Origin of the sequence: Photobacterium frigidiphilum, from assembly GCF_003025615.1 — a bacterium.
GTDB lineage: Bacteria > Pseudomonadota > Gammaproteobacteria > Enterobacterales > Vibrionaceae > Photobacterium > Photobacterium frigidiphilum.
The window spans coordinates 246,964-271,985 of sequence record NZ_PYMJ01000001.1 but is presented as its reverse complement, the minus strand read 5'-3'; the positions used below and the strand labels follow the sequence as shown (position 1 = coordinate 271,985).

Sequence of the window (25,022 nt, the reverse complement as noted above, 5' to 3'; positions counted from 1 at the left end):
ACACACCCCCTTAAAAATAAATTGTTACAAATTAATTAGCTATATCAAATCAATATTGATTTCTAGCGACTATCAGTCTTCTAATAGTCGTTGTAGAAGCACACCATTTAGCATAGCACGCTTAATCATTGAGAAAGCGCCAATGGTAGGTTGGTTGTATAGTTCTGATGCAACGATTGGTAGGTCTTTGTGGAATGTTGAAAGTGATTGAGTTTCAACGCAACGGCGAATCGCAGGGAAAACCACATCTTTTGCCTGAGTAATATTACCCGCAATCACGATTTTCTGAGGGTTGAATAAGTTAATCGTCATCGCTAAGGCTTTACCTAGCTGATTACCTACTTTAATTAACGCCTGACTTGCGAGCTCGTCACCATTATTGGCCGCCTCACAAATTGACAGCATCGTAATGCCATCTAACTCTTGTAAGCTACTCGGGTAGCCTTGATCCAGAAGTTGTTGAACGTGTGAAACAACAGCAGGATCGGCAGCAACTGTTTCTAAACAACCAAAGTTACCACATTGGCATTTATCACCAAGAGGGTCGATTTGAATATGCCCGATTTCACCAACGTTACGGTTAAACCCAAGAAATATCTGACCATTAACGATAATACCGGCACCAGTACCATGATGCATACTGACAAGAATTGAGTCTTTGCTGTCTTTGCTTGAGCCGAAGTAATGCTCAGCAAGTGCTAAGCCTCTGATATCATTACCCACAAAACAAATGACACCAAAGTTATCTTTGATTGTATCTGCTAATGGGAAGTTATTTACATCGATATGAGGCATGTATTCAACAATGCCTTTTTCAGGGTTAATTAAACCTGGCAGTGTAATACCAAAAGCAACAAGTTCTTTTATTACGTTCTGATTACCGGAAATAAACCGACGAATATGGCTTAATAACCCATCAGTCAGTTCTTGTTGGGTCGTGTAATAGAAATTATGCGCAGCACTTGCAATATGTTTACCACTAAGGTCATACAGCGTAATTTCGATATAATTTCGTCCAAGGCGAATCGCAATGGAGTGGAAAGCGGCTGACTCAGTTGTCAGCGAAATAGCACGTCTACCACCGGTAGAGGCTTGTTGCGCGACCTCTTTTATTAAGCCGCGCTCAAGCAACTGGCGGGTAATCTTAGTAACACTTGCAGGCGCAAGATGACTCACGTCTGCAACCTGAATCCGTGATATAGGGCCTTGCAAGTCAATTAATCTGTAAACAGCTGCACTGTTAAGCTGTTTAACCAGATCTACATTACCAATTTGTCCGCCTGTCATATTTTAATTCTGCTCGTATTCACCGTTAACAACAGTCGCTCGAACGTTGTAATCGCGATCAAAAATAGCAAAGTTAGCAACCATGCCTTTTTTGATAGCCCCCAGCTTATTATCGACACGAATAGCACGTGCCGGATAGAGGGTAGCCATGCGAATCACTTCATCCAGAGCGATACCTGCGTGTTCGACACTGTTTCTAACCGCTTCAATCATGGTTAATGCCGAACCTCCAAGTGTACCATTCTCATCAATACACTTGCCATCACGATAATATACTTTCTTACCGACGAAAATAAAGTGATCCATGTCTGCTCCTGCGGGTGCAGTTGCATCGGTGACTAAAACAAGTTTCTCACCTTTCATACGGTGCGCCATGCGAATGTTCGCATAATCGACATGAAAACCGTCTGCGATTACACCAGTATATACGTCAGGTGTGTCGTAGATTGCGCCAACCATGCCAGGCTCACGCCCCGCGATTGGTGTCATTGCATTGAATAGGTGCGTGGCAAAACTAATGCCAGCAGCAAAGCCTTTTCGGGCTTCTACATACGTTGCATTTGTATGGCCAGCTGAAACTACAACACCAGCTTCAACTAGTTGTTCGATATGCTCTTGCGCATTTTGTTCTGGTGCCAAAGTCACTTTAGTTACGATATCAGCATTTTCACAAATTGTTGAAATCATTGCATTATCAGAACGACGAATATGATCAACAGAATGAATGCCTTTTTTCATTACATTCAGATATGGCCCTTCAAGGTGAAGACCTAAAGAATGATTTTCATATTGATTCTGATAGTTACGTGTCGCTGCAATGGCAGCTTTCATATCTTCATCAGAAGATGTGATTAACGTAGGTAAGAAACTCGTACAACCTGATTTAAGGTTAGCGCGGTGCATGGTGTGAATTGTTTCGGCATTAATTTCATCATTAAGCATTACACCACCACAACCGTTAAGTTGTAGGTCAATAAAACCAGGTGTTAGGTTAGCACCATCTAAATCAACGAGTTCAATATTTTCTGGTAATTCTGTTACCGGGCAAACAGCGTGAATGCTCACGCCGTCAATGATGACGGCGTGGTTATTCAGCACATCGCTACCGGTAAAAATGCGACAATTGGTAAGCGCGTACATGAACATGTCCTTTTGGTTAAAGGTTTTTAATATTTTGAGCTTCTAACTCTTGGAAGTACTTAACTGTTTTGATTTTTAATTCTTGTGTTGCAGGCTCATCACAAACAATCAATGCTTTAGGGTGTAGCTGAAGCGCAGATACTGTCCATAGATGGTTGACATTACCTTCGACAGCTGCTTCTAGTGCCAATGCTTTATTGTGACCCGTCACTAAAATCATGATTTCTGCTGAATCAAGCAGGGTACCTACACCGATGGTTAACGCATATTTAGGTACTTGATTTATATCGTTATCGAAGAAACGAGAATTCGCGATACGGGTATCTTGCGTTAATGTTTTGATTCGAGTGCGAGATGCTAATGAAGACGCGGGCTCATTAAATGCGATATGACCATCGTTACCAACACCGCCCATGAATAAATTAATTCGCCCGTACGACTTAATTTTAGCCTCGTAACGTTGGCATTCTGCATCAACATCGTCTGCGTTGCCATTAAGAAGGTTGATGTTTTCTTCTTTAATATCAATGTGATTGAAAAAATTGTTATACATGAAACTACGGTAAGATTCAGGATGATCGGCGGTAATGCCAATGTATTCATCCATGTTAAATGTCACGACATGCTTAAAACTTACTTCGCCTGCTTCATAAAGTTCAATAAGGCGCTTATAAGTTGTGAGAGGAGTTCCTCCAGTAGGTAAGCCTAAAATAAACGGCTTGTCTGCTGTTGGCTGAAATTTGTTAATACGATCAGATATATAGCGCGCTGACCATAAACCTACTTCTTTAGCATTATTAAGTGGTATTAATCTCACCGTGACACCTCATTGAAAATAGTTAAATCAAAAAAATCTTAACGACATATCGCCTTTGTTTCGAATGATAAAATAAATTTTATGATCGGGCTAGCAAATTCGCTTAGATCTTGGCCGTTCAGGTGATTGAGATCACAAATGGTGACCTTTTAATTTGCGGAGCGAAATTAATTTCATAAACTGCAAAGGACTTAATCGGATAACGAAAAAAAGTTGTCCATTTCAAATTCTAAGAAAGCCATAGGGGGAACTAAGGGTGAATATTCTTGGATATTTTCAAAAAGTAGGTAAAGCACTAATGGTGCCGGTAGCAACGCTACCAGCTGCTGCAATTTTAATGGGTATTGGTTACTGGATTGATCCAAATGGTTGGGGTGCGAACAGTGCACTTGCAGCTTTTTTGATTAAATCTGGTGCTGCAATCATCGATAACATGTCTGTACTATTCGCCGTTGGTGTTGCGTACGGTATGTCGAAAGACAAAGACGGTGCAGCTGCACTTTCTGGCTTCGTTGGTTACCTAGTTGTTACAACGCTTCTAGCACCTGGCGCAGTTGCACAAATTCAAGGTATCGACCCAAGCGCAGTTCCTGCTGCATTTGGTAAAATTGAAAACCAATTTGTTGGTATCCTTGTAGGTATCATATCTGCGGAAATTTACAACCGTTATTATACTGTAGAGCTACATAAAGCACTCGCGTTCTTCTCTGGCAAACGTTTAGTACCCATTCTAACGTCTGTTGCTGGTATCTTTATTGCCTTTGTACTTATGTACGTTTGGCCAACAGTGTACGGCGGCTTAGTGCACTTTGGTGAAGGTATCCAAGGTATGGGTGAAGTGGGTGCAGGTATCTATGCATTCTTCAACCGTCTACTAATCCCTGTTGGTCTACACCACGCATTAAATTCAGTATTCTGGTTTGACGTTGCTGGTATTAATGACCTACCTAACTTCCTTGGTGGTCAGGCATCTATTGATTCAGGTGTTGCGATCCCAGGTGTTACGGGTATGTACATGGGTGGTTTCTTCCCAATCATGATGTTTGGTCTACCTGGTGCTGCACTTGCGATGTACCACACGTCTAAAGCGAAGAACAAAGAAAAAGTAGCATCAATTATGATTGCTGCAGGTTTCGCATCATTCTTTACAGGTGTTACTGAGCCGCTAGAATTTGCATTCATGTTCCTAGCACCAGGCCTATATGTAGTACACGCAGCATTAACAGGTCTGTCTGTTTATATCGCCGCTTCAATGCACTGGGTTTCAGGCTTCGGCTTCTCGGCAGGTCTTGTCGATATGGTTCTACAGTCACGTAACCCACTAGCAACGAACTGGTACATGCTTGTTGTTCAAGGTTTCGTGTTCTTTGGTCTTTACTACGCAATCTTCCGTACAGTTATCGTTAAGTTCAACCTTAAGACACCTGGTCGTGAAGATGACGATGTAGAAGAGAGCGGTGTGACTGGTTCAAAAGAAACGGGTGAGCTTGCTAAGCAGTACCTTAAAGCTCTTGGCGGTCACGGTAACCTTGAAAACATCGATGCATGTATCACGCGTCTACGTCTTACATTGAAAGACAGCAGTCTTGCTAATGAAAAGACACTAAAAGCACTAGGTGCAATGGGTGTGGTTAAATTAGGTTCAAACAACCTACAGGTTATCCTTGGTCCTCTTGCTGAAATCGTTGCTGGCGAAATGAAACGTATCCCAGCTTCGGAAGACCTATCTGCTGTAAAATTGCCTTAATTACTTAAACTCTTAAGTAACGTAACAAAGCTTTATTTTTAAATTAAACGGTCTCCTCATTCTCAAAGAGAATAGGAGACCGTTCTTTTGAGTGCCTAAATTTTAAGGCCTCGATTAAAATTCCCCTTTATGGGGGCTTCGGGAGACAATTCATGAGTTTTATTTCTTTTAAATTAACCGCGCTAGCATCAGTTATTGCATTAGCAGTAACAGGGTGTGCATCACAAGGTTCGCTTGAACAAAACGTTGTAAACAACCTTGCCGAGAATCTTGATGTTAATTATGAACTTGTTACAAACCACGGTGCAAACGAAGGGCTGAAATGTCAGGAATTAAATGCTGAATGGGCATCGTGTGATTTAATTAATTTGACGTTAGTAAATAATGGCCCAGCTGTTGATAGCAAAGATTGGACTATCTATTTTCACAGCATTCGTATGATTTTGGATGTTCAGAATGACCAATTTAAAGTCACACATGTTACTGGTGACTTACACACGCTAGAACCAACCGATAAGTTTGATGGCTTTGCTGAAGGTGAAACAGTCGTTATTCCTTACATCGGTGAGTACTGGACGTTATTTGAAAATGATTATATGCCTCGTGCTTATGTTGTATCGGGTGATGCCAAGCCTAAAACAATCAAAAGTACTGATGCTGAAGACCCATCTGCATACTTAACACCTATTTCTGGTGACAATTGGAAGCGTACGCCTGATGACAATAATGTATTGGCGACGGCTCAGTCTCGTTTCGAAAAAAATAACGACGTTAATCTAATTGCAAAAGAAGAGCTTGCGGGATCAATTATTCCTACGCCTTTGAGTACTCAGCTAACGGGGGATTCAATATCATTAGCTGGCGGCATTAATATTGAAAATGAAGCGATTCCAGGTAGCATGATGGTTGCGCTAAATGATCGCTTAGAGATGTTAGGAGTAAATACTGAAGGCCAATATGCGGTAAAAGTGACTTTAGACCCAACGCGGTTTACTAAAGAACAAAAAATTGAAGGCGCTTACCAGTTAGATGTCCGTGAAGATGCGACTTACATTGTTGGTTATGATTACCAAGGTGCTTTCTATGGTATGCAGTCGTTGATCGCATTGATGACAACGGGTGATAAGAATACGGTTCCAACGGTTAAAATTACGGATGCTCCACGCTTTGATTACCGTGGTGTAATGGTTGATGTTGGTCGTAACTTCCACTCTAAAGCGGCCATTCTTCGTACGTTAGATCAAATGTCAGCGTACAAGATGAACAAATTCCACTTCCACCTGACTGATGATGAAGGTTGGCGTATTGAAATTCCTGGTTTACCAGAACTTACGGATATCGGCTCTAATCGTTGCCATGATTTATCAGAAACACAATGTGTGTTGCCTCAGTTAGGTTCTGGCCCAACATCAGATAACTTTGGCTCTGGTTTTTATTCGAAGCAAGATTACATCGATATCTTAATGTATGCGAAGGCTCGCGGCATTGAAGTGATTCCTGAAATTGATATGCCAGCACATGCACGTGCTGCAGTAGTGTCAATGGAAGCTCGTTATAAGCGTTTAGCTGCATCGGGTGATATGGAAGCGGCAAATCAATACCGTTTGATGGATCCACAAGACACATCCAATGTAACGACTGTGCAATTTTATGATAAGCGTAGCTTCATTAACCCATGTATGGATTCATCGGTAGCTTTCGTTGATAAAGTGATTGCTGAAATGGCTGCAATGCATAAAGCAGCGGGCATGCCACTTAATACGTGGCACTTCGGTGGTGATGAAGCCAAAAACATCAAACAAGGTGCGGGTTTCCAAGATATAAATTCAGCAGATAAAGTGGCTTGGAAAGGCGATCTTGACCTGTCACAACAAGATAAGCCATTTGCAAAATCACCAATGTGTCAGCAAACAATTAATGACGGTATCGTTGCAGATTACGACCACTTGCCTAGTTATTTTGCAGAGCGTGTTAGCCAACTAGTCGCCGATCAAGGCATTGCAAATTTTCAAGCATGGCAAGATGGCTTGAAGTATTCAGAAGATGCAGGAGCTTTCGCAACCGATAATGTGCGCGTGAACTTCTGGGATGTACTTTACTGGGGCGGCGGTGCTTCAGCTTATGACTGGTCAGCTAAAGGATACGATTTAATCGTGTCTAATCCTGATTATGTTTACATGGATATGCCATACGAAGTGGATCCAGAAGAGCGAGGTTATTACTGGGCAACACGTGCGACAGATACGCGTAAAATGTTTGGCTTCGCACCAGAAAACTTGCCACAAAATGCTGAAACATCACTCGATCGTGATGGTAACGGTTTTGCAAGCAAAGGCACAGCAGAATACAAAGGCTTCTATGGCTTATCAGCTCAACTTTGGAGTGAAACCGTACGTACCGATGAACAATATGAATTCATGGTATTCCCACGTGTTCTAGCGGCTGCAGAGCGTGCTTGGCATAAAGCTGATTGGGAAGTGGACTACAAAGCTGGCGTTGAGTATTCACAGCAAACTAATTTCGTGAATAAAGATGCGCTTAATGCAGAGTGGGCACGTTTTGCCAACGTATTAGGTCAACGTGAATTGGCGAAGTTAGATGCGGCAGGTATTCAATATCGCGTTCCCGTTCCTGGAGCGAAAATTGAAAACGGCAGATTACAAATGAACGTGAGTATGCCAGGTCTTAAACTACAGTATTCAACCGATGGCGGTGATAACTGGAATATCTATAATCATGATGCTCAGCCAGTAATTTCGGGTGATGTATCGGTGCGTGCCGTGAGTGCGAATGGTTTACGCTTTAGTCGAGTAACATCGTTGTAATTTGCTGAATGTTTTGATTAACGATTTAAAATAAAGTTGTGCGAGAGTGGTTCTCTCGCCAGCTTCTTAGTAAGCTCCCCCCTGAGCTTATTAAGAAGCTGCTGTTGTAGTTTCGTACCTTAGATTGTCAGATTTAAGGATTCGGTAATTCATCCTTCATGTGAATTCCTGATTGGAATGTTGTTGTTTTGACCCTCATTTAGGGTCATAAAGAATGTAATAGTTCTATTTACCCCGCTTCTGCGGGGTTTTTTTATATATATTGGTAAACAAAGCATACTAATTGTTGAGTCATGACCCATATTTATGGATCATAGTCAGTTCTAAAATCCTGTAAGCACACGAGGTGTAATTGATGAGTGAATCTGAAGCTCGTCCAACTAACTTTATCCGCCAAATTATTGATGCGGATTTAGATAGTGGCAAACATAAAAGCGTTCATACCCGATTCCCGCCGGAACCGAATGGTTACCTGCATATCGGCCATGCTAAATCTATTTGTTTGAACTTCGGTATTGCTCAGGACTATCAGGGTCAATGTAACTTACGTTTTGACGATACTAACCCTGAAAAAGAAGACATCGAATACGTTGAGTCTATTAAGAACGATGTTAACTGGTTGGGCTTTGATTGGAGCGGTGAGATTTGTTATTCATCGAACTATTTCGATAAGCTATACGGGTTTGCAGTTGAATTAATTAATAAAGGCTTAGCGTATGTTGATGAGCTAAGTTCTGAGCAAATGCGTGAATACCGTGGCAACTTAACAGAGCCTGGTAAACCGAGCCCATACCGTGATCGTAGCGTTGCTGAAAACCTTGAGCTGTTCGAGAAAATGAAGAACGGTGAAGTTGAAGAAGGCGTTATGTCTCTTCGCGCTAAGATCGATATGGCTTCATCATTTATGGTGTTGCGTGATCCTGTTATTTATCGTGTTCGCTTCGCGACTCATCACCAAACTGGTGATAAGTGGTGTATCTACCCGATGTACGACTTCACACACTGTATTTCTGATGCGCTAGAAGGCATTACGCACTCGATTTGTACGCTTGAGTTCCAAGATAACCGTCGTTTATACGATTGGGTTTTGGATAATATTACGATTGATTGCCAACCTCGCCAGTACGAGTTTAGCCGTTTAAATCTTGAATATACGGTAATGTCTAAGCGTAAGCTTAATCAATTAGTCACTGATAACTTGGTGTCTGGTTGGGACGATCCACGTATGCCAACTGTTTCTGGTTTACGCCGTCGTGGTTTTACGTCTGCATCTATTCGTGAATTCTGTAAACGTATTGGTGTTACTAAGCAAGAAAACACCATCGAAATGAGTTCACTAGAATCATGTATTCGCGATGATTTGAATGAAAATGCACCACGTGCAATGGCTGTTCTTGATCCTGTTAAAGTTGTGATTGAAAACTTTACTGGCGATGCTGAAGTATTAACAGTGAGCAATCACCCAAATAAACCAGAAATGGGAACGCGTGAAGTACCATTTACGCGTGAAGTTTGGATTGAACGTGAAGATTTCCGCGAAGAAGCGAATAAGAAATACAAGCGTTTAGTGTTAGGAAAAGAAGTGCGTTTACGTGGCGCTTACGTAATTAAAGCTGAACGTATCGAAAAAGATGCCGAAGGTAATATTACGACCATTTACTGTACTTACGATAATGAAACATTAGGTGTGAATCCATCTGATGGCCGTAAAGTGAAAGGTGTTATTCATTGGGTATCTGCAGATGCAGGTTTACCTGCAGAAATTCGTCTTTACGATCGTCTATTTACTGTTGCAAACCCAGCAGCATCAGATGACTTTGTTTCTGTGATTAACCCTGAATCGTTAACGGTACTGAATGGTTTTGTGGAGCCAAGCTTAAAAGTGGCAGAAGCTGAAAAAGCATTTCAGTTTGAACGTATAGGTTACTTCTGTGTTGATAGCAAAGACTCTTCAGCAGAGAAACTAGTTTTTAACCGTACAGTCGGCTTACGCGATACATGGGCAAAAATGGGTGAATAATCATCAATAAAGCTGATTGAATAGCCGGCTTTATTTGTCTAATAAAAAACCAGCCATTTGGCTGGTTTTTTTATGCTTACTTAGTATTAGCAAAAGAATGCATTTCTGCTTTAATACTTATTTTCTGTTGTGAAGGCTTGGGTCTGTATTACAATCGCCTTCAATACAGTGGCCATAAAGATATAGACTGTGATTTGTTAAGCGAACATTAAAGCTAGACGCAATTGCTTTCTGACGTTCTTCAATGATTTCATCAGAAAATTCGATAACTTTGCCACAATCGAGACAAACTAGGTGATCATGGTGATGTTGAGTCGCTAATTCGAAAACAGATTTACCACCTTCAAAGTGATGGCGTGTAACAATACCAGCATCATCAAATTGGTTTAGTACACGATAAACTGTAGCAAGACCAATTTCTTCACCAATATCGATCAATTTCTTATACAAGTCTTCCGCACTGATATGTTGGCAATCAGGTTGTTGCAACACTTCCAAAATTTTTAAACGAGGAAGTGTGACTTTTAAGCCTGCTTGCTTAAGTGCGTGATTATTATCTGACATCTGAGTTTCCTATTGGCTACCTGCAAAAATGAAATGCAGTAGTCTTTCCCCATATCTGTTCATTATAAGGGACGATAAGGTAACAATAAACCTTAAACGACAATGAATCTATGAGTTATGTAAATTTTCTTTAGTTTGTAAAAATGTTAAAAAAATGTATAGAATACCTCATCGTGCCAGTCAATAAGAATTAAGACTGTGTTTAAGTATCATACGCCTCGAATCGTTCATATCAGCAACGACTTTCGCTGTGTGAAAATTAAGTTGAAGTTGTCTCTACCGTTAGACGAGTATTGTATATACGTAAAAAGCCTAAATACCGCCCGATAGAAAATGATAATGACAATAATGCTTTGGAAGAGGTGAGTGCTGAAGTGTAAAGCGAAGCAGGATAAAGTAGAGGTATAAAAAAACGCGCTCTTAAAGCGCGTTTTTAACATAGGAGCAAATTGATTAGTCTGCTAATTCAGCAAGACACATTTCTTCAAAAATTTGCTTAACCCATTTTTCAACACGTTCGTCAGTTAATTCTGGTTGACGGTCTTCGTCAACGCATAAACCAACAAAATTGTTGTCATCAACAAGTGCTTTAGAAGCTTCAAATTCAAAGCCTTCTGTAGAGAAATGACCAACAATTGTTGCGCCACGTCCTTCAACGATGTCACGTACAGTGCCCATCGCATCACAGAAATATTCTGCGTAATCTTCTTGGTCACCACAACCAAAGATAGCAACAAGCTTCGTTGAGAAGTCAATATTCTCTAGTTCAGGGAAGAAATCATCCCAATCACACTGTGCTTCACCATAGTACCAAGTAGGGATACCTAGAAGCAGTAGATCAAAATTATCAATATCTTCTTTGCTGCTTTTAGCGATATCTTTTACTTCAACTAAGTTTTTGCCTAGTTGTTTTTGAATCATTTTCGCGACAGCTTCGGTATTGCCTGTGTCGCTACCAAAGAAGAGTCCAACACTCGCCATAGTAGAGATTACCCATTTATTAGTTGTTGACCGTTATCTTTAACGGTTTACATAAATTAGATCAGGATTAAACCCGAAATGTTTAGTGATAATCGTTAGATCATCATGTGCTCATAATGAGCATAACTCGATGCATGTTGAATGCATCAAGTTATTGAAATTTAGCCTAGACCTGCGCCTTCCCAGCTGATCTGAATCAGACCTTTAGTGATAAAGCCAGCACATCCTAAAAATAGTACCGTCCAAACGATCTTGCGACCAAAAGGAGGTACATTACCTTGCTTTAATACGTCTTTAATCGCCATGCCAATAAAGAAAAATATTGAAGCAAAAAGTAAATCTAGTCCAATAGATTCAAGCAAGTCCATGTACTCGTATAACACATCATCCCTTACAACAATCGAACTAGGCGCGCACTATATCACGACAGACGCTCACTGTTAATGTTAAGGGCGCTGCAAAAAGCTGAGAATGATACGATTTACGGTTTCAGGTTTTTCTGCATGTAGCCAGTGACCCGTGTTTGCGACCATGTGTGCCTTAGCATGGGGAAACTGTTGAGCAATTTTTTCACGGTGCTCGGGCAATATGTATTCTGATTCTTGTCCTTTTATGAATAATGTTTTGCCTTCAAAAGGCAAGACGTCATTCCAACCCATAATTGTAGCGTAATTTGCAATTAATCCTTCTACATTAAATCGCCAATTATAACTATCGCCATCTTTCGCTAATGATTTTAATAAAAACTGACGAACGCCCGGTTCAAGCACGTGCTTAGCGAGATAAACATCAGCCTCGCTTCGCTTATGAACGGTATGTTTAGCGACTTCGCGTAGACCTGCAAACACATTTTCATGGCGATGAACATGATAGTGCACTGGGGCCATATCAAGAATCATTAAGTGATCAAGACGTGTTGTTGCTACTTCACTGAGCGCCATGGCTACTTTTCCACCCATAGAGTGACCAACAACCGAAAATTGCTCAATATTCAATTCATCAATAACGGCAAGCACGTCATTGGCCATATCTTGATAAGTGAATGTGTCGGTATGCGCAGACTTACCATGATTTCGTAGATCAATGCTGATCACTTTATAATTACCTTTCAATGATCTAGCGAGTAACCCAAGATTATCTAAACTTCCGAACAAACCATGGATCAAAACGATCGCCTTTCCTTGGCCTTCAACACGATAATGAAGATTCACTGACTATTTTCTCTTATTAGGAGTGGTATTTACCGTAGAGTATAACCTCGGATCACGGTATAATCGCGCTGTGATTTTTAAACGGAACGATAATGAACACTACGATGAAGAGTATTGAGGTAGACGAAGAGCTATATCGTTATATCGCAAGCCAAACCCAGCATATTGGTGAAAGTGCATCCGATATTTTGCGTCGCTTGTTAATGGTACCTGCAGAGCAGCAACTTGAGGTTGTCGTGCCAGTACGTCCAAAAGGTATTATTGTAAGCAAAGACGCAGGAAATGAGCATAAACTAGATCGTGTTAAAGAAATGCGAACATTGCTTATTTCTGATGAGTTTGCGGTACAAGATAAAGCCATTGGTCGATTTATGATGATCTTATCTTCACTTTATCGCATCGATTCTGACGGCTTCATTGAAGCTGCGGCAATTAAAGGTCGTACCCGCGTTTACTTTGCAGATAACGAAGAAGCTTTACTTGCGAGTGGTAAAACGACTAAGCCGAAAGCTATCCCAGAAACACCTTACTGGGTAATTACGAATACGAATACTGACCGTAAACGTCAGATGGTTGATCAGCTTATGGTTAAAATGAACTATAACACTGACATCATTGAAAAGGTTTGCGGTGTAATTTAACTGGCTATATGCCTTCGTTTTACAAGGATAAGTACATGGCGATCCATCCTCGCGCTGGGCAACGTGCTCAGCAAGAAGATATGCATAATATTCCTGCATTAGTTGCAAACTACTTTTTGATTGAGCCGAGTGCTTCAAATCCACAGCAGCACGTTGCTTTTGGCACGTCTGGTCATCGTGGCACGGCTGATAAAGGGACGTTTAACCAGCATCATATTTGGGCTATTGCTCAAGCTGTTGCTGAAGTACGTGCTGAAAAAGGTGTAACGGGGCCACTTTTCTTAGGTAAAGACACTCACGCTTTATCTGAACCAGCTTTTACCTCTACATTGGAAGTATTAGTTGCGAATAATGTAAAAGTGGTTATCCAAGAAGATAATGGTTATACCCCGACACCGGGTGTATCTCATGCCATCCTTTGCCATAACTTGGCAAATGCTGATAAAGCTGATGGTATCGTGATTACGCCTTCTCATAACCCACCGCAAGATGGTGGCATCAAGTACAACCCTGTACATGGTGGCCCTGCTGAAGGTGAGCTGACATCTGCAATCGAAAAGCGCGCAAATGAAATTATTGCTAACGGTTTAGTTGATGTTAAGCGCGTTGCGATTGAAGTGGCACGTGCTAGCGACTTAGTGGTAGAAAAAGAGCTTGTTGCGCCTTATGTTGACGACTTAGTCAATGTTGTCGATATGGCTGCAATTCAAAAAGCGAACCTTAAAATTGGTGTTGATCCTTTAGGTGGCTCAGGTATTGAATACTGGCGTCAAATTGGTCAACATTATGGCCTCGATTTAACATTGATCAACGAATCAATTGATCCGTCATTCCGTTTTATGTCACTCGACAAAGATGGCGCGATCCGAATGGATTGTTCTTCTCCATATGCAATGGCTGGTCTTCTTGCACATAAAGATAACTACGATTTAGCGTTTGGTAATGATCCTGATTATGATCGTCATGGTATCGTTACGCCTGCAGGTTTGATGAATCCTAACCATTTCTTGGCTGTGTGTATTGATTATTTATACCGTCACCGCCCAGAGTGGAGCCAAAGTGTTGCTGTTGGTAAAACATTGGTTTCTAGTGCATTGATCGACCGTGTGGTTGCTGATTTAGGTCGTGATTTATGCGAAGTACCTGTTGGCTTTAAATGGTTTGTTGATGGTCTATATTCTGGTGAATTAGGCTTTGGTGGTGAAGAAAGTGCAGGGGCATCGTTCCTTCGCATGAATGGCACACCATGGTCGACAGATAAAGATGGCATTCTTTTATGTTTACTTGCGGCAGAGATTACTGCGGTAACTGGTAAAAACCCACAGCAATATTATGAAGAGTTAGCTGCTAAGCATGGCGCTTCTGAGTACAACCGATTACAAGCTGTTGCAAATGGCGAACAAAAGTCGGTACTGAGCAAGCTATCTGCTGAGATGGTTGCTGCTGAAACATTAGCTGGCGATGCCATTACTGCGCGACTAACTCATGCTCCTGGTAACGGTGCAGCAATTGGTGGTCTTAAAGTAACAACAGAGAATGGTTGGTTTGCTGCTCGCCCATCAGGTACTGAAGATATTTACAAGATTTACTGTGAAAGCTTTAAAGGTAAAGAACATCTAAGCCTTATTGAAAAAGAAGCACAAGAAATTGTAAGTAAAGTCTTTGCTGATGCTGGCTTATAACAAACGGCTTTTCGTTATTGTTAGCGTGTAAAGCAAACAATAATTGATACCAATAAACGCTCTACTATCCACTTTTACTATTGGATACTAGGGTGTTTTTTTATGCAATGGCCATTCATTGGGTACGACAAACCAAATTTGATTATCAGGTGAAATAGCCTGGGTTGGGCGTACTAACGAAGCGGTATCTAATATTGCTGTTAAATCTTCGTAAGCGGGGGGCGATATCCAATGTTGCTTATTGAGTTCTCTTAGCTGTATACCATTGCTAGACATTGTTTTAGCCTCTGCTTGAAAGCACCATTTTCCTGTAAGGCTATTAGGGTTAATTTCAATACTAGATTGATGATTTGTTACTGTATCGTGATTGAATAATCGTCCTTGCATAATAAGACGCTTTACCGCTGGTTGTCCATAAATCGAATTGTATTGAGTGCGATAAGCATTATGATGGCTTAATTCAAGTTGATGCTTGCTCATTCGATTAATTTTTCTGTCTAATTGATCTTGGGCATTAGGTCCAATCCAATTACCTTGATGTTCAAGATAGAATTTTATCGCCACTTCCCAATGTTCCAGCTCATTATTTTTCTTATTTCTCACAAGAAAATCAATCGCGCCAACGGTTTGATTATCCCATTGTAGCTGTATTTCTTCAGCGATTAATTCATAATTTGAATGAACATTAATAATCTTTAACCACAACCATTGATAATAGAAGCCAAGCCGATGATTGCCGTTATAAGCCTCATAGCTGGGAATAGATGCGTGTTTACGGAGTTCCTCTAGCCATTCATTATCTATTTGATAATTAACGCCAAGGGTTAGGGTGGGGCATGATAATACCGCTGATATATCCTTCCTGAATTGTTTTGCTGTGGTTGCCTCGCTGTCAGTAAACGGCATAACGAACACCTACTTTATTGAGAGAACTAAGTCGTTCAATTATTGTGCTAAATCATATATTTAATTATATGTTATCGCTTAGAATACATACAGGTTAGACCAGTTTGAAGGCTGTATGTATAAACCATTTTCGCTTTTTAAGATTATTCTTCGCCGCTTTTTTGTTGTACTTGTCGGACTTTTATCTTTTCCAGTCGTGGTTTTCTTACCTATATCTACACGTTCTCGGATCTATAGTTATTTACATCGCTATTGGCTTAAAACCAGTAATAAACCTGTTTGGTTAAAACAGACCGAGCATGGTGCGAAAGAGCTCTATTAATTAAAATATTGGATAGGAGTCTTTTGTCGTGTCTATTTTAAGCTTAGGTATGTATTGGGTATACCTTTTACTTTTCAAAGTTATAATCAAGGTAACATGGGTATAAAGATCATAACAGGAAGCCATAATGAATAACCTGAAACTGGAAGCTGCATTAAACGAATTGCTCAGCCCTCATTTAATCAAAGATTATTGCCCGAACGGCCTTCAGGTTGAAGGTAAGACTCAGGTCAAAAAAATCATAACAGGTGTAACAGCATGCCAAGCCCTAATAGAGCGTGCTATTGAAGAAAAAGCGGATGCATTATTAGTTCACCACGGATTTTTTTGGAAAGGTGAACCCGCTGAAATCCGAGGTATGAAATTTCGTCGTATTAAAGCGCTTATTGAAAATGGTATTAATCTTTATGCTTATCATTTGCCGCTAGATGTGCATCCAGAATTGGGTAATAACGCTAAACTGGCACAAATGCTTGAACTGGAAGTGATTGGTGGATTAGAAGATGGCAATCCCCGATCGGTGGCGATGTACGGACAACTCGACAAAGCGATAACGGGCGCTGAATTAGCGTCTCGACTTTCTATCGGGTTACATCGTGAGCCTTTGCATATTGGTGACAATGCACCGACTGATATTAAAACGGTGGGTTGGTGTACTGGCGGTGGACAAGATTATATTGATCTAGCGGCACAAAAAGGGCTTGATGCATTTATTTCGGGTGAGATTTCTGAGCGGACGGTTCACACTGCGCGTGAGTTAGGCATTCATTATTTTGCGGCTGGGCACCATGCCACTGAGCGTTATGGTGTAAAGGCGTTAGGTGAATGGTTAGCGCAAGAGCATCAATTCGATGTGACGTTTATCGATATTGATAACCCAGTGTAAGAGCATTCGAATTTAAAAATTAAAGTACATAGATATTTTGATATTAATTATGCTGGTACAAAAAAGGTTGAGCAAAATGGCTCAACCTTTTTAATTTATAGCGTTTAACTACGAATAGCTAGAATGATGCTATTCACGCTCATGAAGAGGTTTAAATTCGCGTTGTAGTTTACCAGTGTAAAGCTGACGAGGACGACCGATGCGATTATCAGGGTCACCGTGCATTTCGCTCCAGTGTGCAATCCAACCAACAGTCCGAGACATGGCGAAAATAACCGTAAACATTGAAACTGGAATACCAATAGCTTTCAAGATTATACCTGAGTAGAAATCGACATTCGGGTACAGTTTCTTGTCAATAAAGTACGGGTCAGAAAGTGCGATACGTTCCAGCTCCATTGCCACGTCAAGCAGTGGATCTTGGATATTAAGCTCTTCTAATACTTCATGACATGCTTCACGCATTACTGTTGCACGTGGGTCATAGTTTTTGTAAACGCGGTGACCAAAACCCATAAGGCGGAATGGGTCATCTTTGTCTTTTGCACGTTCTACATATTCTTCAATTTTATCAACGCTGCCAATTTCTTCTAGCATTTTCAAGCAGGCTTCATTTGCCCCGCCATGTGCTGGTCCCCAAAGTGACGCAATACCAGCGGCAATACATGCAAACGGGTTAGCGCCTGAAGAGCCAGCTAAACGTACTGTAGATGTTGAAGCATTTTGTTCGTGATCGGCATGTAAGGTGAAGATCTTATCCATTGCACGCGCAACAACTGGGCTTACATCATACTCTTCACACGGAGTCGCAAACATCATATGCAGGAAGTTTTCTGCATAATCTAGATCGTTGCGAGGGAAGATGAATGGTTGTCCAATTGAGTATTTGTAACACATCGAAGCAAGTGTCGGCATTTTTGATAGCAAACGGAATGCCGTGATTTCACGGTGGCTATCATTATTGATATCTAACGAGTCATGGTAAAACGCTGCAAGCGCTCCAACCACACCACACATTACTGCCATAGGGTGAGCATCTCGACGGAAACCGTGGAAGAAGCTGGCAATTTGTTCATGAACCATTGTGTGACGCGTTACTGTAGTACGGAAAGATTCGTACTGAGCGCGGGTTGGAACTTCACCATATAACAATACGTAACATACTTCTAAGTAGTCAGCGTTATTGGCTAATTGATCGATAGGATAACCACGGTGTAGCAGGATACCTTTGTCGCCATCAATGTAAGTAATTTGAGATTCACATGATGCTGTGGCTAGAAAACCAGGATCAAATGTAAAGTAACCGTTAGCGCCAAGTTTACGCACATCAATTACATCTGGACCCTTAGTGCCCCCAAGAATTGGTAGTTCGATTGGGGCCTTCCCTTCAATGTGAAGAGTCGCTTTCTTATCCGCCATAACAATCTCCTTTGCTATTATTATAATCCTAATCCGATTCGGACCTCCTTTTGTTGTACCTTTCGTTGGCCCAAATGTCAATTTTGATGCCGTTTTGTGTGCGCTTGTTAATAAGTTTGAATAAAAAGGTGTAGATTTCTAAAAGCGTGTTAGAGGTCATGTAACGAAATTTGTATTCGGTTGTTACGGGGCGTATACTCGCGGCAGGTCTCTGGTTATGCTAATGCCAGACGCGAATACTTAAGTTATTAATAATATTAGTTACTTAGGTTGAAGGCTGTTTATCTTTGATGTAAAAACAACCTGGCAACCTAGCGTTACAAATATGTTGCACTTATTCGTTGGCGTAGCAGATGGCCGGGGAGTTTTATAAAAATAAAATGCTTCAATGGAGCTGAGTGGGCAAACACCGTGAAAGTTAAAAAGCCAAGACCTGTCAATCTTGATCTACAGACGATTCGCTTCCCCTTAACTGCGATTGCGTCAATCCTACACCGCGTATCCGGCGTTATTACGTTCGTTTCTGTTGCAATCTTACTTTGGTTACTGAATATTTCTTTATCTTCCCCTGAAGGTTTTGCAAGCGCAGCCAGCATTGCTGACAGCTTTTTTGTGAAATTTATATTATGGGGTGTGTTAACAGCATTGTTCTATCACATTGTGGTAGGTGTTCGTCACCTATTAATGGATATGGGATATTTTGAAGAAATGGAAACAGGCATTGCAAGCACGAAAGTGAGCTTTGCAATTGTTGCTGTTCTTTCTGTATTTGCTGGAGGCCTAGTATGGTAAACAACGTATCCACTGTCGGCCGTAATGGTATTCACGATTTTATCTTGATTCGCGCAACCGCAATCATTCTAACCCTTTACACCATTTATATTGTCGGTTTTTTCGCTTTTGGTCCTGACCTTAGTTTTGAAACTTGGACTGCCTTTTGGGGGCAACTGAGTACTAAGGTTTTCACTATGTTGGCGTTAATCTCGATTCTTGTTCACGCCTGGATTGGTTTGTGGCAGGTTTTGACCGATTACATTAAATGTGCTGCTTTGCGAGCAGGCATTCAGTTTGGTGTTGTAGTCGTACTTTTTGTTTACCTGTTTTCAGGTTTCTTCATTGTGTGGGGTGTGTAAGTGAGCATTGCAGTTCGTGAGTTTGATGCCGTAGTTATCGGTGCTGGTGGTGCAGGTATGCGCGCAGCACTACAAATTTCTGAACAAGGCCTTAGTTGTGCTTTGTTGTCTAAAGTCTTCCCTACACGTTCTCATACTGTGTCAGCGCAGGGTGGTATTACCGTTGCTCTTGGTAATTCACATCCCGATAATTGGCAATGGCATATGTACGATACAGTAAAAGGTTCTGATTACATTGGTGATCAGAATGCAATTGAATATATGTGTCAAAACGGGCCTAAATCTGTAATCGAACTTGAAAAAATGGGTCTTCCGTTTTCTCGTTTCGAAGATGGTTCGATATACCAGCGTCCTTTTGGCGGTCAATCAAAAGCATTTGGTGGCGAACAAGCGGCACGTACAGCGGCTGCGGCTGACCGTACTGGTCACGCACTTCTACATACCCTGTACCAACAGAATATCAAGCATAAAACAACCATCTTTTCTGAGTGGTATGCACTTGATTTAGTTAAAAATCAAGATGGTGCAATCCTTGGCTGTACTGCCATTTGTATGGAAACTGGCGAAACTTGTTACTTCAAAGCGAAGGCGACAATTTTAGCGACTGGTGGTGCTGGTCGTATTTATGCATCAACAACGAATGCATTTATTAATACAGGCGATGGTGTTGGTATGGCACTTCGTGCTGGCGTACCAATGCAAGACATCGAAATGTGGCAATTCCACCCTACGGGTATTGCTGGCGCTGGTGTTTTAGTGACGGAAGGTTGCCGTGGTGAAGGTGGTTACCTACTGAACAAAGACGGCGAACGCTTCATGGAACGTTATGCACCCAATGCGAAAGACCTTGCTGGCCGAGACGTTGTTGCGCGTTCAATGATGGTTGAAATTCGTGAAGGGCGTGGTTGTGATGGCCCATGGGGTCCACACCTCAAGCTTAAATTGGATCACCTTGGTAAAGATGTACTTGAATCTCGTCTTCCTGGTATTTGTGAATTGTCGCGTACATTCGCACATATCGATCCAGTGAAAGAACCCATTCCAGTCATCCCAACATGTCACTACATGATGGGTGGTGTACCTACGCAAGTTTCTGGTCAAGCGCTTAAACAAAACAGTGCTGGTCAGGATGAAGAAGTACAGGGCCTTTTTGCTTGTGGTGAAATTGCCTCTGTATCGGTACATGGTGCAAACCGTTTAGGTGGCAACTCACTGCTTGATTTGGTTGTATTTGGTCGTGCGACAGGCTTACACCTAGGTGAAACGCTGTCAGCACAATCTGAAGCTCGTCCTGCAAGTGAATCTGATATTGAAGCATCTTTAGCACGTGTAAATCGTTGGAACAGTACGCAAAAAGGTGAAGACCCAGTTCAAATTCGTAAAGATTTACAGTCTTGTATGCAAAATAACTTCTCGGTATTCCGTGAAGGTGAGGCAATGGCGACAGGCCTAGAAGAACTTAAAGCTATCCGTGAGCGTCTGAAAGATGCACGTCTAGATGATACGTCAACTGAGTTCAACACTCAGCGTATTGAATGTTTAGAGCTTGATAACTTAATGGAAACTGCATACGCGACAGCCGTTGCTGCGAACTTCCGAACAGAAAGTCGTGGTGCACATGCTCGTTTCGACTTCCCTGAGCGTGATGATGAGAATTGGCTATGTCACTCAATTTACAACCCTGAGACAGAACAAATGTCGAAGCGTGCTGTAAATATGAAACCGATTTCTCGCGAAGCGTTCCCGCCGAAAGCGCGTACTTACTAGGGGAGGGAAGACTAATGAAACTGAATTTTTCAATCTATCGTTATAATCCAGACATTGATAATGCACCGCACATGAAAGGTTATACCCTTGATGTGCCAGAAGGCTCTGACATGATGGTTCTTGACGCATTAATTTTGCTGAAAGAACAAGATCCGACACTTGCTTTCCGTCGCTCATGTCGTGAAGGCGTGTGTGGTTCTGATGGCGTAAACATGAATGGCACGAATGGCCTTGCTTGTATTACTCCGTTGTCAGCATTAATCAATGATAAAACGATTGTTATTCGTCCATTACCGGGTTTGCCGGTTATTCGTGATTTGATCATTGATATGGAACAGTTTTACGCGAACTACGCGAAAGTGAAACCGTATCTGATTGATGATGGTGCAATACCACCTGCACGAGAAAACCTTCAATCACCAGAAGATCGTGCTCATCTTGACGGTTTATACGATTGTATTATGTGTGCTTGTTGTTCAACATCTTGTCCGTCTTTCTGGTGGAACCCAGATAAATTCATCGGACCAGCAGGTCTGTTAGCGGCGTACAGATGGCTAATTGATAGCCGAGATACAGCAACAGATGAACGATTGTCTGATCTTGACGATGCTTTTAGCGTTTTCCGTTGCCATGGCATCATGAACTGTGTAAATGTTTGTCCTAAGGGATTAAATCCAACCAAAGCAATTGGTCACATTAAATCAATGTTGCTTAAACGAGCGGTATAAGTAAAAGAATTATCGATATGCTAGCCTGACCTGCTTTGTCAGCAAGGCTAGCTTTTAAGTCCGGCTTAGAGACCGGAAAAACGGCGATAACTAGTGGTTAAGGGAAAACAATGCAGAACGGCGTTATGAAGGCATGGCTTGAGTCTTCACACCTAGCTGGCGCCAATGCGACTTATGTAGAAGACCTCTACGAGTTGTATCTTAGCGACCCAGAATTAGTTGATGAACAATGGCAAACCGTTTTTGGTGATTTGCCAGTAGTTAATGAGAATGTTGTAGAACAACCTCATTCACGTGTTCGTGATTATTTCCGACGTCTAGCGAAAGAAACAACCCATCTAAGCGCTACCGTCAGTGATCCAGATGTAGATGTTAAGCAAGTTAAGGTATTGCAGTTAATCAACGCATACCGTTTCCGTGGGCATCAACACGCAAACCTCGATCCTCTAGGATTGTGGGAACAGGAGCGAGTTCTTGAACTTGCCCCTGAATTCCACAATTTGACCGAGGATGATTTTAATGAAAGTTTCAACGTCGGTTCTTTTGCCGTTGGTCAAGAAACGATGAAACTTTCAGAAATATATGCAGCACTGAAGAAAACCTACTGTGGTTCTATCGGTGCAGAATATATGCATATTACGAATACGGATGAAAAACGTTGGATTCAGCAGCGTCTTGAATCTGTATCGAGCACTGGTACGTTTAGTAAAGATGAAAAGCAATGTTTTCTTGAAGAGTTAACAGCTGCCGAAGGTCTTGAACGTTACCTTGGTGCAAAATTCCCAGGTGCGAAACGCTTCTCGTTGGAAGGTGGCGATGCCCTTATTCCAATGATGAAAGAACTGATCCGTCATGCTGGTAGTCAGGGTGTACGTGAAGTTGTTGTTGGTATGGCTCACCGTGGTCGTCTCAACATGCTTGTTAACGTTCTGGGCAAAAAACCGCAAGACTTGTTTGACGAGTTTGCGGGTAAACATGGGGAAAGTTGGGGTACAGGTGATGTGAAATATCACCAAGGTTTCTCTGCTGACTTTGCAACCCCTGGTGGTGATGTGCATTTAGCTCTCGCATTTAATCCATCACACCTAGAAATTGTTAACCCTGTTGTTGTTGGTTCTGTTCGTGCTCGTCAAGATCGCTTAGGTGATAGTGATGGTTCGAAAGTTCTGCCTATTACACTTCACGGTGACTCTGCGATTGCAGGGCAGGGTGTCGTAGCTGAAACATTTAATATGTCTCAGGCGCGCGGTTACCGCGTTGGTGGTACTGTGCGTATCGTCGTGAATAACCAAATCGGCTTTACAACGTCTAACCCTCAGGATATGCGATCAACCGAATACTGTACTGATATCGCGAAAATGGTCCAAGCACCTATTTTCCACGTCAATGCTGATGATCCAGAAGCCGTTGCTTTTGTTACGCGTATCGCATTTGATTTCCGAAATACATTCAAACGTGATGTAGTTATTGATTTGGTTTGTTACCGACGCCATGGTCATAACGAAGCTGATGAGCCCAATGCAACTCAGCCCTTGATGTATCAAAAGATCAAAAAGCACCCAACACCACGTAAAATTTATGCTGATACACTGACCGACAGCGGAAGCTTCGAGTTAGAAACAGCAACAAGCCTTGTGAACGAATATCGTGATGCGCTTGACCGCGGCGAATGTGTGGTTAAAGAATGGCGTCCGATGAAGCTGCATTCAGTTGACTGGGCTCCATACCTTGGTCATGACTGGACAGTTGACTGGGCAAGCAAAGTTGAACGTGAACGTTTACAAGAACTTGGTCAGCGTATTTGTCAGTTCCCCGAAAGCCATACGTTACAAGGGCGAGTACAGAAACTGTATAACGACCGTTTATCCATGTTAGCGGGTGATAAGCTTGTTGATTGGGGGATGGCTGAAACATTAGCGTATGCAACTTTAGTTGATGACGGTAATCGTATTCGTATTACAGGACAAGATTCTGGTCGTGGTACGTTCTTCCACCGCCACGCTGTATTGCACAACCAAGCAGATGCCAGCACCTATGTACCGCTAGCAAACCTTCATGATAAGCAAGGTCCATTTGAAGTTATCGACTCGGTTCTCTCTGAAGAAGCAGTGTTAGCTTTCGAATACGGTTATGCAACGGCAGAGCCAAGTGGTTTAACCATTTGGGAAGCACAGTTTGGTGACTTTGCTAACGGTGCTCAGGTTGTTATAGACCAGTTCATTAGTTCAGGTGAACAAAAGTGGGGACGTATGTGTGGCTTAACCATGCTGCTGCCACACGGTTATGAAGGTCAAGGTCCTGAGCACTCATCTGCTCGCCTTGAACGTTACTTGCAGCTTTGTGCTGAGCAAAATATGCAAGTTATCGTGCCATCTACACCTGCACAGGTTTATCACATGTTACGACGTCAGGTTGTACGCCCTATGCGTCGTCCTATGATCGTGATGTCGCCGAAATCACTGCTTCGCCATCCACTGTGTGTTTCGACGATGGAAGACTTAGCGGAAGGTACATTCCAACCAGCGATTGGTGAGGTAGATGCACTAGATCCGACACAAGTGAAACGTGTCGTGTTCTGTTCTGGTAAGGTTTATTACGATCTTCTAGAGCAACGTCGTAAAAATGATAAAACTGATGTTGCTATTGTTCGTATTGAACAACTATACCCATTCCCTAAAGAAGATGTTGAAGCTACATTGGCTGATTATCAACATGTTACCGACTATGTTTGGTGTCAAGAAGAGCCTCAAAACCAAGGTGCATGGTATTCAAGTCAACACAATTTCCGTTCAGCATTGCCAAAAGGCTCTGATTTGAATTATGCAGGTCGCCCTGCATCGGCGTCACCGGCTGTGGGTTACATGTCGGTACACCTTAAGCAGCAGAAAGCGTTAGTTGAAGACGCTCTGACTATCACAGAATAAGAACTGGAAACAAAAGGACAAA

21 protein-coding genes are annotated in these 25,022 nt (G+C 41.9%); 12 read left to right on the top strand and 9 right to left on the bottom strand.

What is annotated here, in order from left to right:
• Nucleotides 1-72: 72 nt before the first annotated feature.
• The 3 genes from nagC to nagB are packed head-to-tail and all read right to left on the bottom strand — an operon-like array spanning nucleotide 73 to nucleotide 3,244.
• Nucleotides 73-1,287 (bottom strand): DNA-binding transcriptional regulator NagC, encoded by a 1,215-nt coding sequence (nagC, locus tag C9J12_RS01155; protein ID WP_107241035.1) that lies wholly within the window; start codon nucleotides 1,285-1,287, stop codon nucleotides 73-75.
• Nucleotides 1,288-1,290: 3 nt separating this feature from the next.
• A complete protein-coding gene (gene nagA / locus C9J12_RS01150; RefSeq protein WP_107241034.1) occupies nucleotides 1,291-2,427 on the bottom strand; it encodes an N-acetylglucosamine-6-phosphate deacetylase in 1,137 nt (378 codons plus the stop codon).
• Nucleotides 2,428-2,443: 16 nt separating this feature from the next.
• Complete coding sequence (gene nagB / locus C9J12_RS01145) at nucleotides 2,444-3,244, bottom strand: glucosamine-6-phosphate deaminase (protein ID WP_107241033.1); 801 nt, start codon at nucleotides 3,242-3,244, stop codon at nucleotides 2,444-2,446.
• Nucleotides 3,245-3,500: 256 nt separating this feature from the next.
• On the opposite strand from nagB, the gene nagE reads away from it, so the two are divergent.
• From nagE to glnS, 3 genes are all read left to right on the top strand, one after another.
• Entirely contained in the window at nucleotides 3,501-4,991 is a 1,491-nt protein-coding gene (gene nagE, locus C9J12_RS01140; RefSeq protein WP_107241032.1) for an N-acetylglucosamine-specific PTS transporter subunit IIBC, read from the top strand.
• 152 nt (nucleotides 4,992-5,143) lie between these two features.
• Complete coding sequence (locus C9J12_RS01135) at nucleotides 5,144-7,816, top strand: beta-N-acetylhexosaminidase (protein WP_170111693.1); 2,673 nt, start codon at nucleotides 5,144-5,146, stop codon at nucleotides 7,814-7,816.
• 355 nt (nucleotides 7,817-8,171) lie between these two features.
• Nucleotides 8,172-9,836 (top strand): glutamine--tRNA ligase, encoded by a 1,665-nt coding sequence (gene glnS / locus C9J12_RS01130; RefSeq protein WP_107241031.1) that lies wholly within the window; start codon nucleotides 8,172-8,174, stop codon nucleotides 9,834-9,836.
• Between the two features lie 117 nt (nucleotides 9,837-9,953).
• On the opposite strand, the gene fur is transcribed toward glnS, so the two are convergent.
• The 4 genes from fur to C9J12_RS01110 form a co-directional block, all read right to left on the bottom strand.
• The gene (fur, locus tag C9J12_RS01125) at nucleotides 9,954-10,400 is read right to left on the bottom strand and encodes a ferric iron uptake transcriptional regulator (RefSeq protein ID WP_011217780.1); all 447 of its coding nucleotides are present in this window, start codon (nucleotides 10,398-10,400) and stop codon (nucleotides 9,954-9,956) included.
• Nucleotides 10,401-10,853: 453 nt separating this feature from the next.
• Nucleotides 10,854-11,381, bottom strand: coding sequence for a flavodoxin FldA (gene fldA, locus C9J12_RS01120; protein WP_006231103.1), 528 nt, complete (start codon nucleotides 11,379-11,381; stop codon nucleotides 10,854-10,856).
• A gap of 161 nt (nucleotides 11,382-11,542) precedes the next feature.
• Complete coding sequence (locus C9J12_RS01115) at nucleotides 11,543-11,764, bottom strand: DUF2788 domain-containing protein (RefSeq protein WP_107241030.1); 222 nt, start codon at nucleotides 11,762-11,764, stop codon at nucleotides 11,543-11,545.
• Between the two features lie 63 nt (nucleotides 11,765-11,827).
• Nucleotides 11,828-12,592, bottom strand: a complete 765-nt coding sequence (locus C9J12_RS01110; RefSeq protein ID WP_107241029.1) for an alpha/beta fold hydrolase — start codon at nucleotides 12,590-12,592, stop codon at nucleotides 11,828-11,830.
• Nucleotides 12,593-12,696: 104 nt separating this feature from the next.
• Here C9J12_RS01110 and seqA point away from each other — a divergent pair, with 104 nt between their 5' ends.
• Nucleotides 12,697-13,233 (top strand): replication initiation negative regulator SeqA, encoded by a 537-nt coding sequence (gene seqA, locus C9J12_RS01105; protein WP_107241210.1) that lies wholly within the window; start codon nucleotides 12,697-12,699, stop codon nucleotides 13,231-13,233.
• Between the two features lie 35 nt (nucleotides 13,234-13,268).
• On the top strand, nucleotides 13,269-14,915 hold the full coding sequence (gene pgm, locus C9J12_RS01100) for a phosphoglucomutase (alpha-D-glucose-1,6-bisphosphate-dependent) (protein ID WP_107241028.1): 1,647 nt from the start codon (nucleotides 13,269-13,271) through the stop codon (nucleotides 14,913-14,915).
• Nucleotides 14,916-15,002: 87 nt separating this feature from the next.
• Here the strand turns inward: pgm and C9J12_RS01095 are convergent, their stop codons facing one another.
• Nucleotides 15,003-15,821: a DUF1853 family protein gene (locus C9J12_RS01095; protein ID WP_107241027.1), complete on the bottom strand. Its 819-nt coding sequence runs from the start codon at nucleotides 15,819-15,821 to the stop codon at nucleotides 15,003-15,005.
• A gap of 115 nt (nucleotides 15,822-15,936) precedes the next feature.
• On the opposite strand from C9J12_RS01095, the gene C9J12_RS01090 reads away from it, so the two are divergent.
• Together C9J12_RS01090 and C9J12_RS01085 are read left to right on the top strand one after the other, a co-directional pair.
• The gene (locus tag C9J12_RS01090; protein ID WP_107241026.1) at nucleotides 15,937-16,143 is read left to right on the top strand and encodes a DUF2517 family protein; all 207 of its coding nucleotides are present in this window, start codon (nucleotides 15,937-15,939) and stop codon (nucleotides 16,141-16,143) included.
• 127 nt (nucleotides 16,144-16,270) lie between these two features.
• A complete protein-coding gene (locus tag C9J12_RS01085) occupies nucleotides 16,271-17,029 on the top strand; it encodes a Nif3-like dinuclear metal center hexameric protein (protein WP_011217787.1) in 759 nt (252 codons plus the stop codon).
• A gap of 129 nt (nucleotides 17,030-17,158) precedes the next feature.
• Here C9J12_RS01085 and C9J12_RS01080 read toward each other — a convergent pair whose 3' ends face one another.
• Nucleotides 17,159-18,448 carry a citrate synthase gene (locus C9J12_RS01080; protein WP_107241025.1) on the bottom strand — a complete coding sequence of 430 codons (1,290 nt, stop codon included), beginning with the start codon at nucleotides 18,446-18,448 and terminating at the stop codon, nucleotides 17,159-17,161.
• 411 nt (nucleotides 18,449-18,859) lie between these two features.
• On the opposite strand from C9J12_RS01080, the gene sdhC reads away from it, so the two are divergent.
• The 5 genes from sdhC (at nucleotide 18,860) to sucA (ending at nucleotide 25,000) form a co-directional block, all read left to right on the top strand.
• Nucleotides 18,860-19,240 carry a succinate dehydrogenase cytochrome b556 subunit gene (sdhC, locus tag C9J12_RS01075; RefSeq protein ID WP_107241024.1) on the top strand — a complete coding sequence of 127 codons (381 nt, stop codon included), beginning with the start codon at nucleotides 18,860-18,862 and terminating at the stop codon, nucleotides 19,238-19,240.
• Nucleotides 19,234-19,581, top strand: coding sequence for a succinate dehydrogenase, hydrophobic membrane anchor protein (gene sdhD / locus C9J12_RS01070; protein ID WP_107241023.1), 348 nt, complete (start codon nucleotides 19,234-19,236; stop codon nucleotides 19,579-19,581). The genes sdhC and sdhD overlap by 7 nt, the downstream gene beginning before the upstream one ends.
• The gene (gene sdhA / locus C9J12_RS01065) at nucleotides 19,582-21,348 is read left to right on the top strand and encodes a succinate dehydrogenase flavoprotein subunit (protein ID WP_107241022.1); all 1,767 of its coding nucleotides are present in this window, start codon (nucleotides 19,582-19,584) and stop codon (nucleotides 21,346-21,348) included.
• 14 nt (nucleotides 21,349-21,362) lie between these two features.
• Nucleotides 21,363-22,076: a succinate dehydrogenase iron-sulfur subunit gene (locus C9J12_RS01060; RefSeq protein WP_107241021.1), complete on the top strand. Its 714-nt coding sequence runs from the start codon at nucleotides 21,363-21,365 to the stop codon at nucleotides 22,074-22,076.
• Between the two features lie 110 nt (nucleotides 22,077-22,186).
• A complete protein-coding gene (gene sucA / locus C9J12_RS01055; protein WP_107241020.1) occupies nucleotides 22,187-25,000 on the top strand; it encodes a 2-oxoglutarate dehydrogenase E1 component in 2,814 nt (937 codons plus the stop codon).
• The last annotated feature ends 22 nt before the right edge of the window (nucleotides 25,001-25,022 follow it).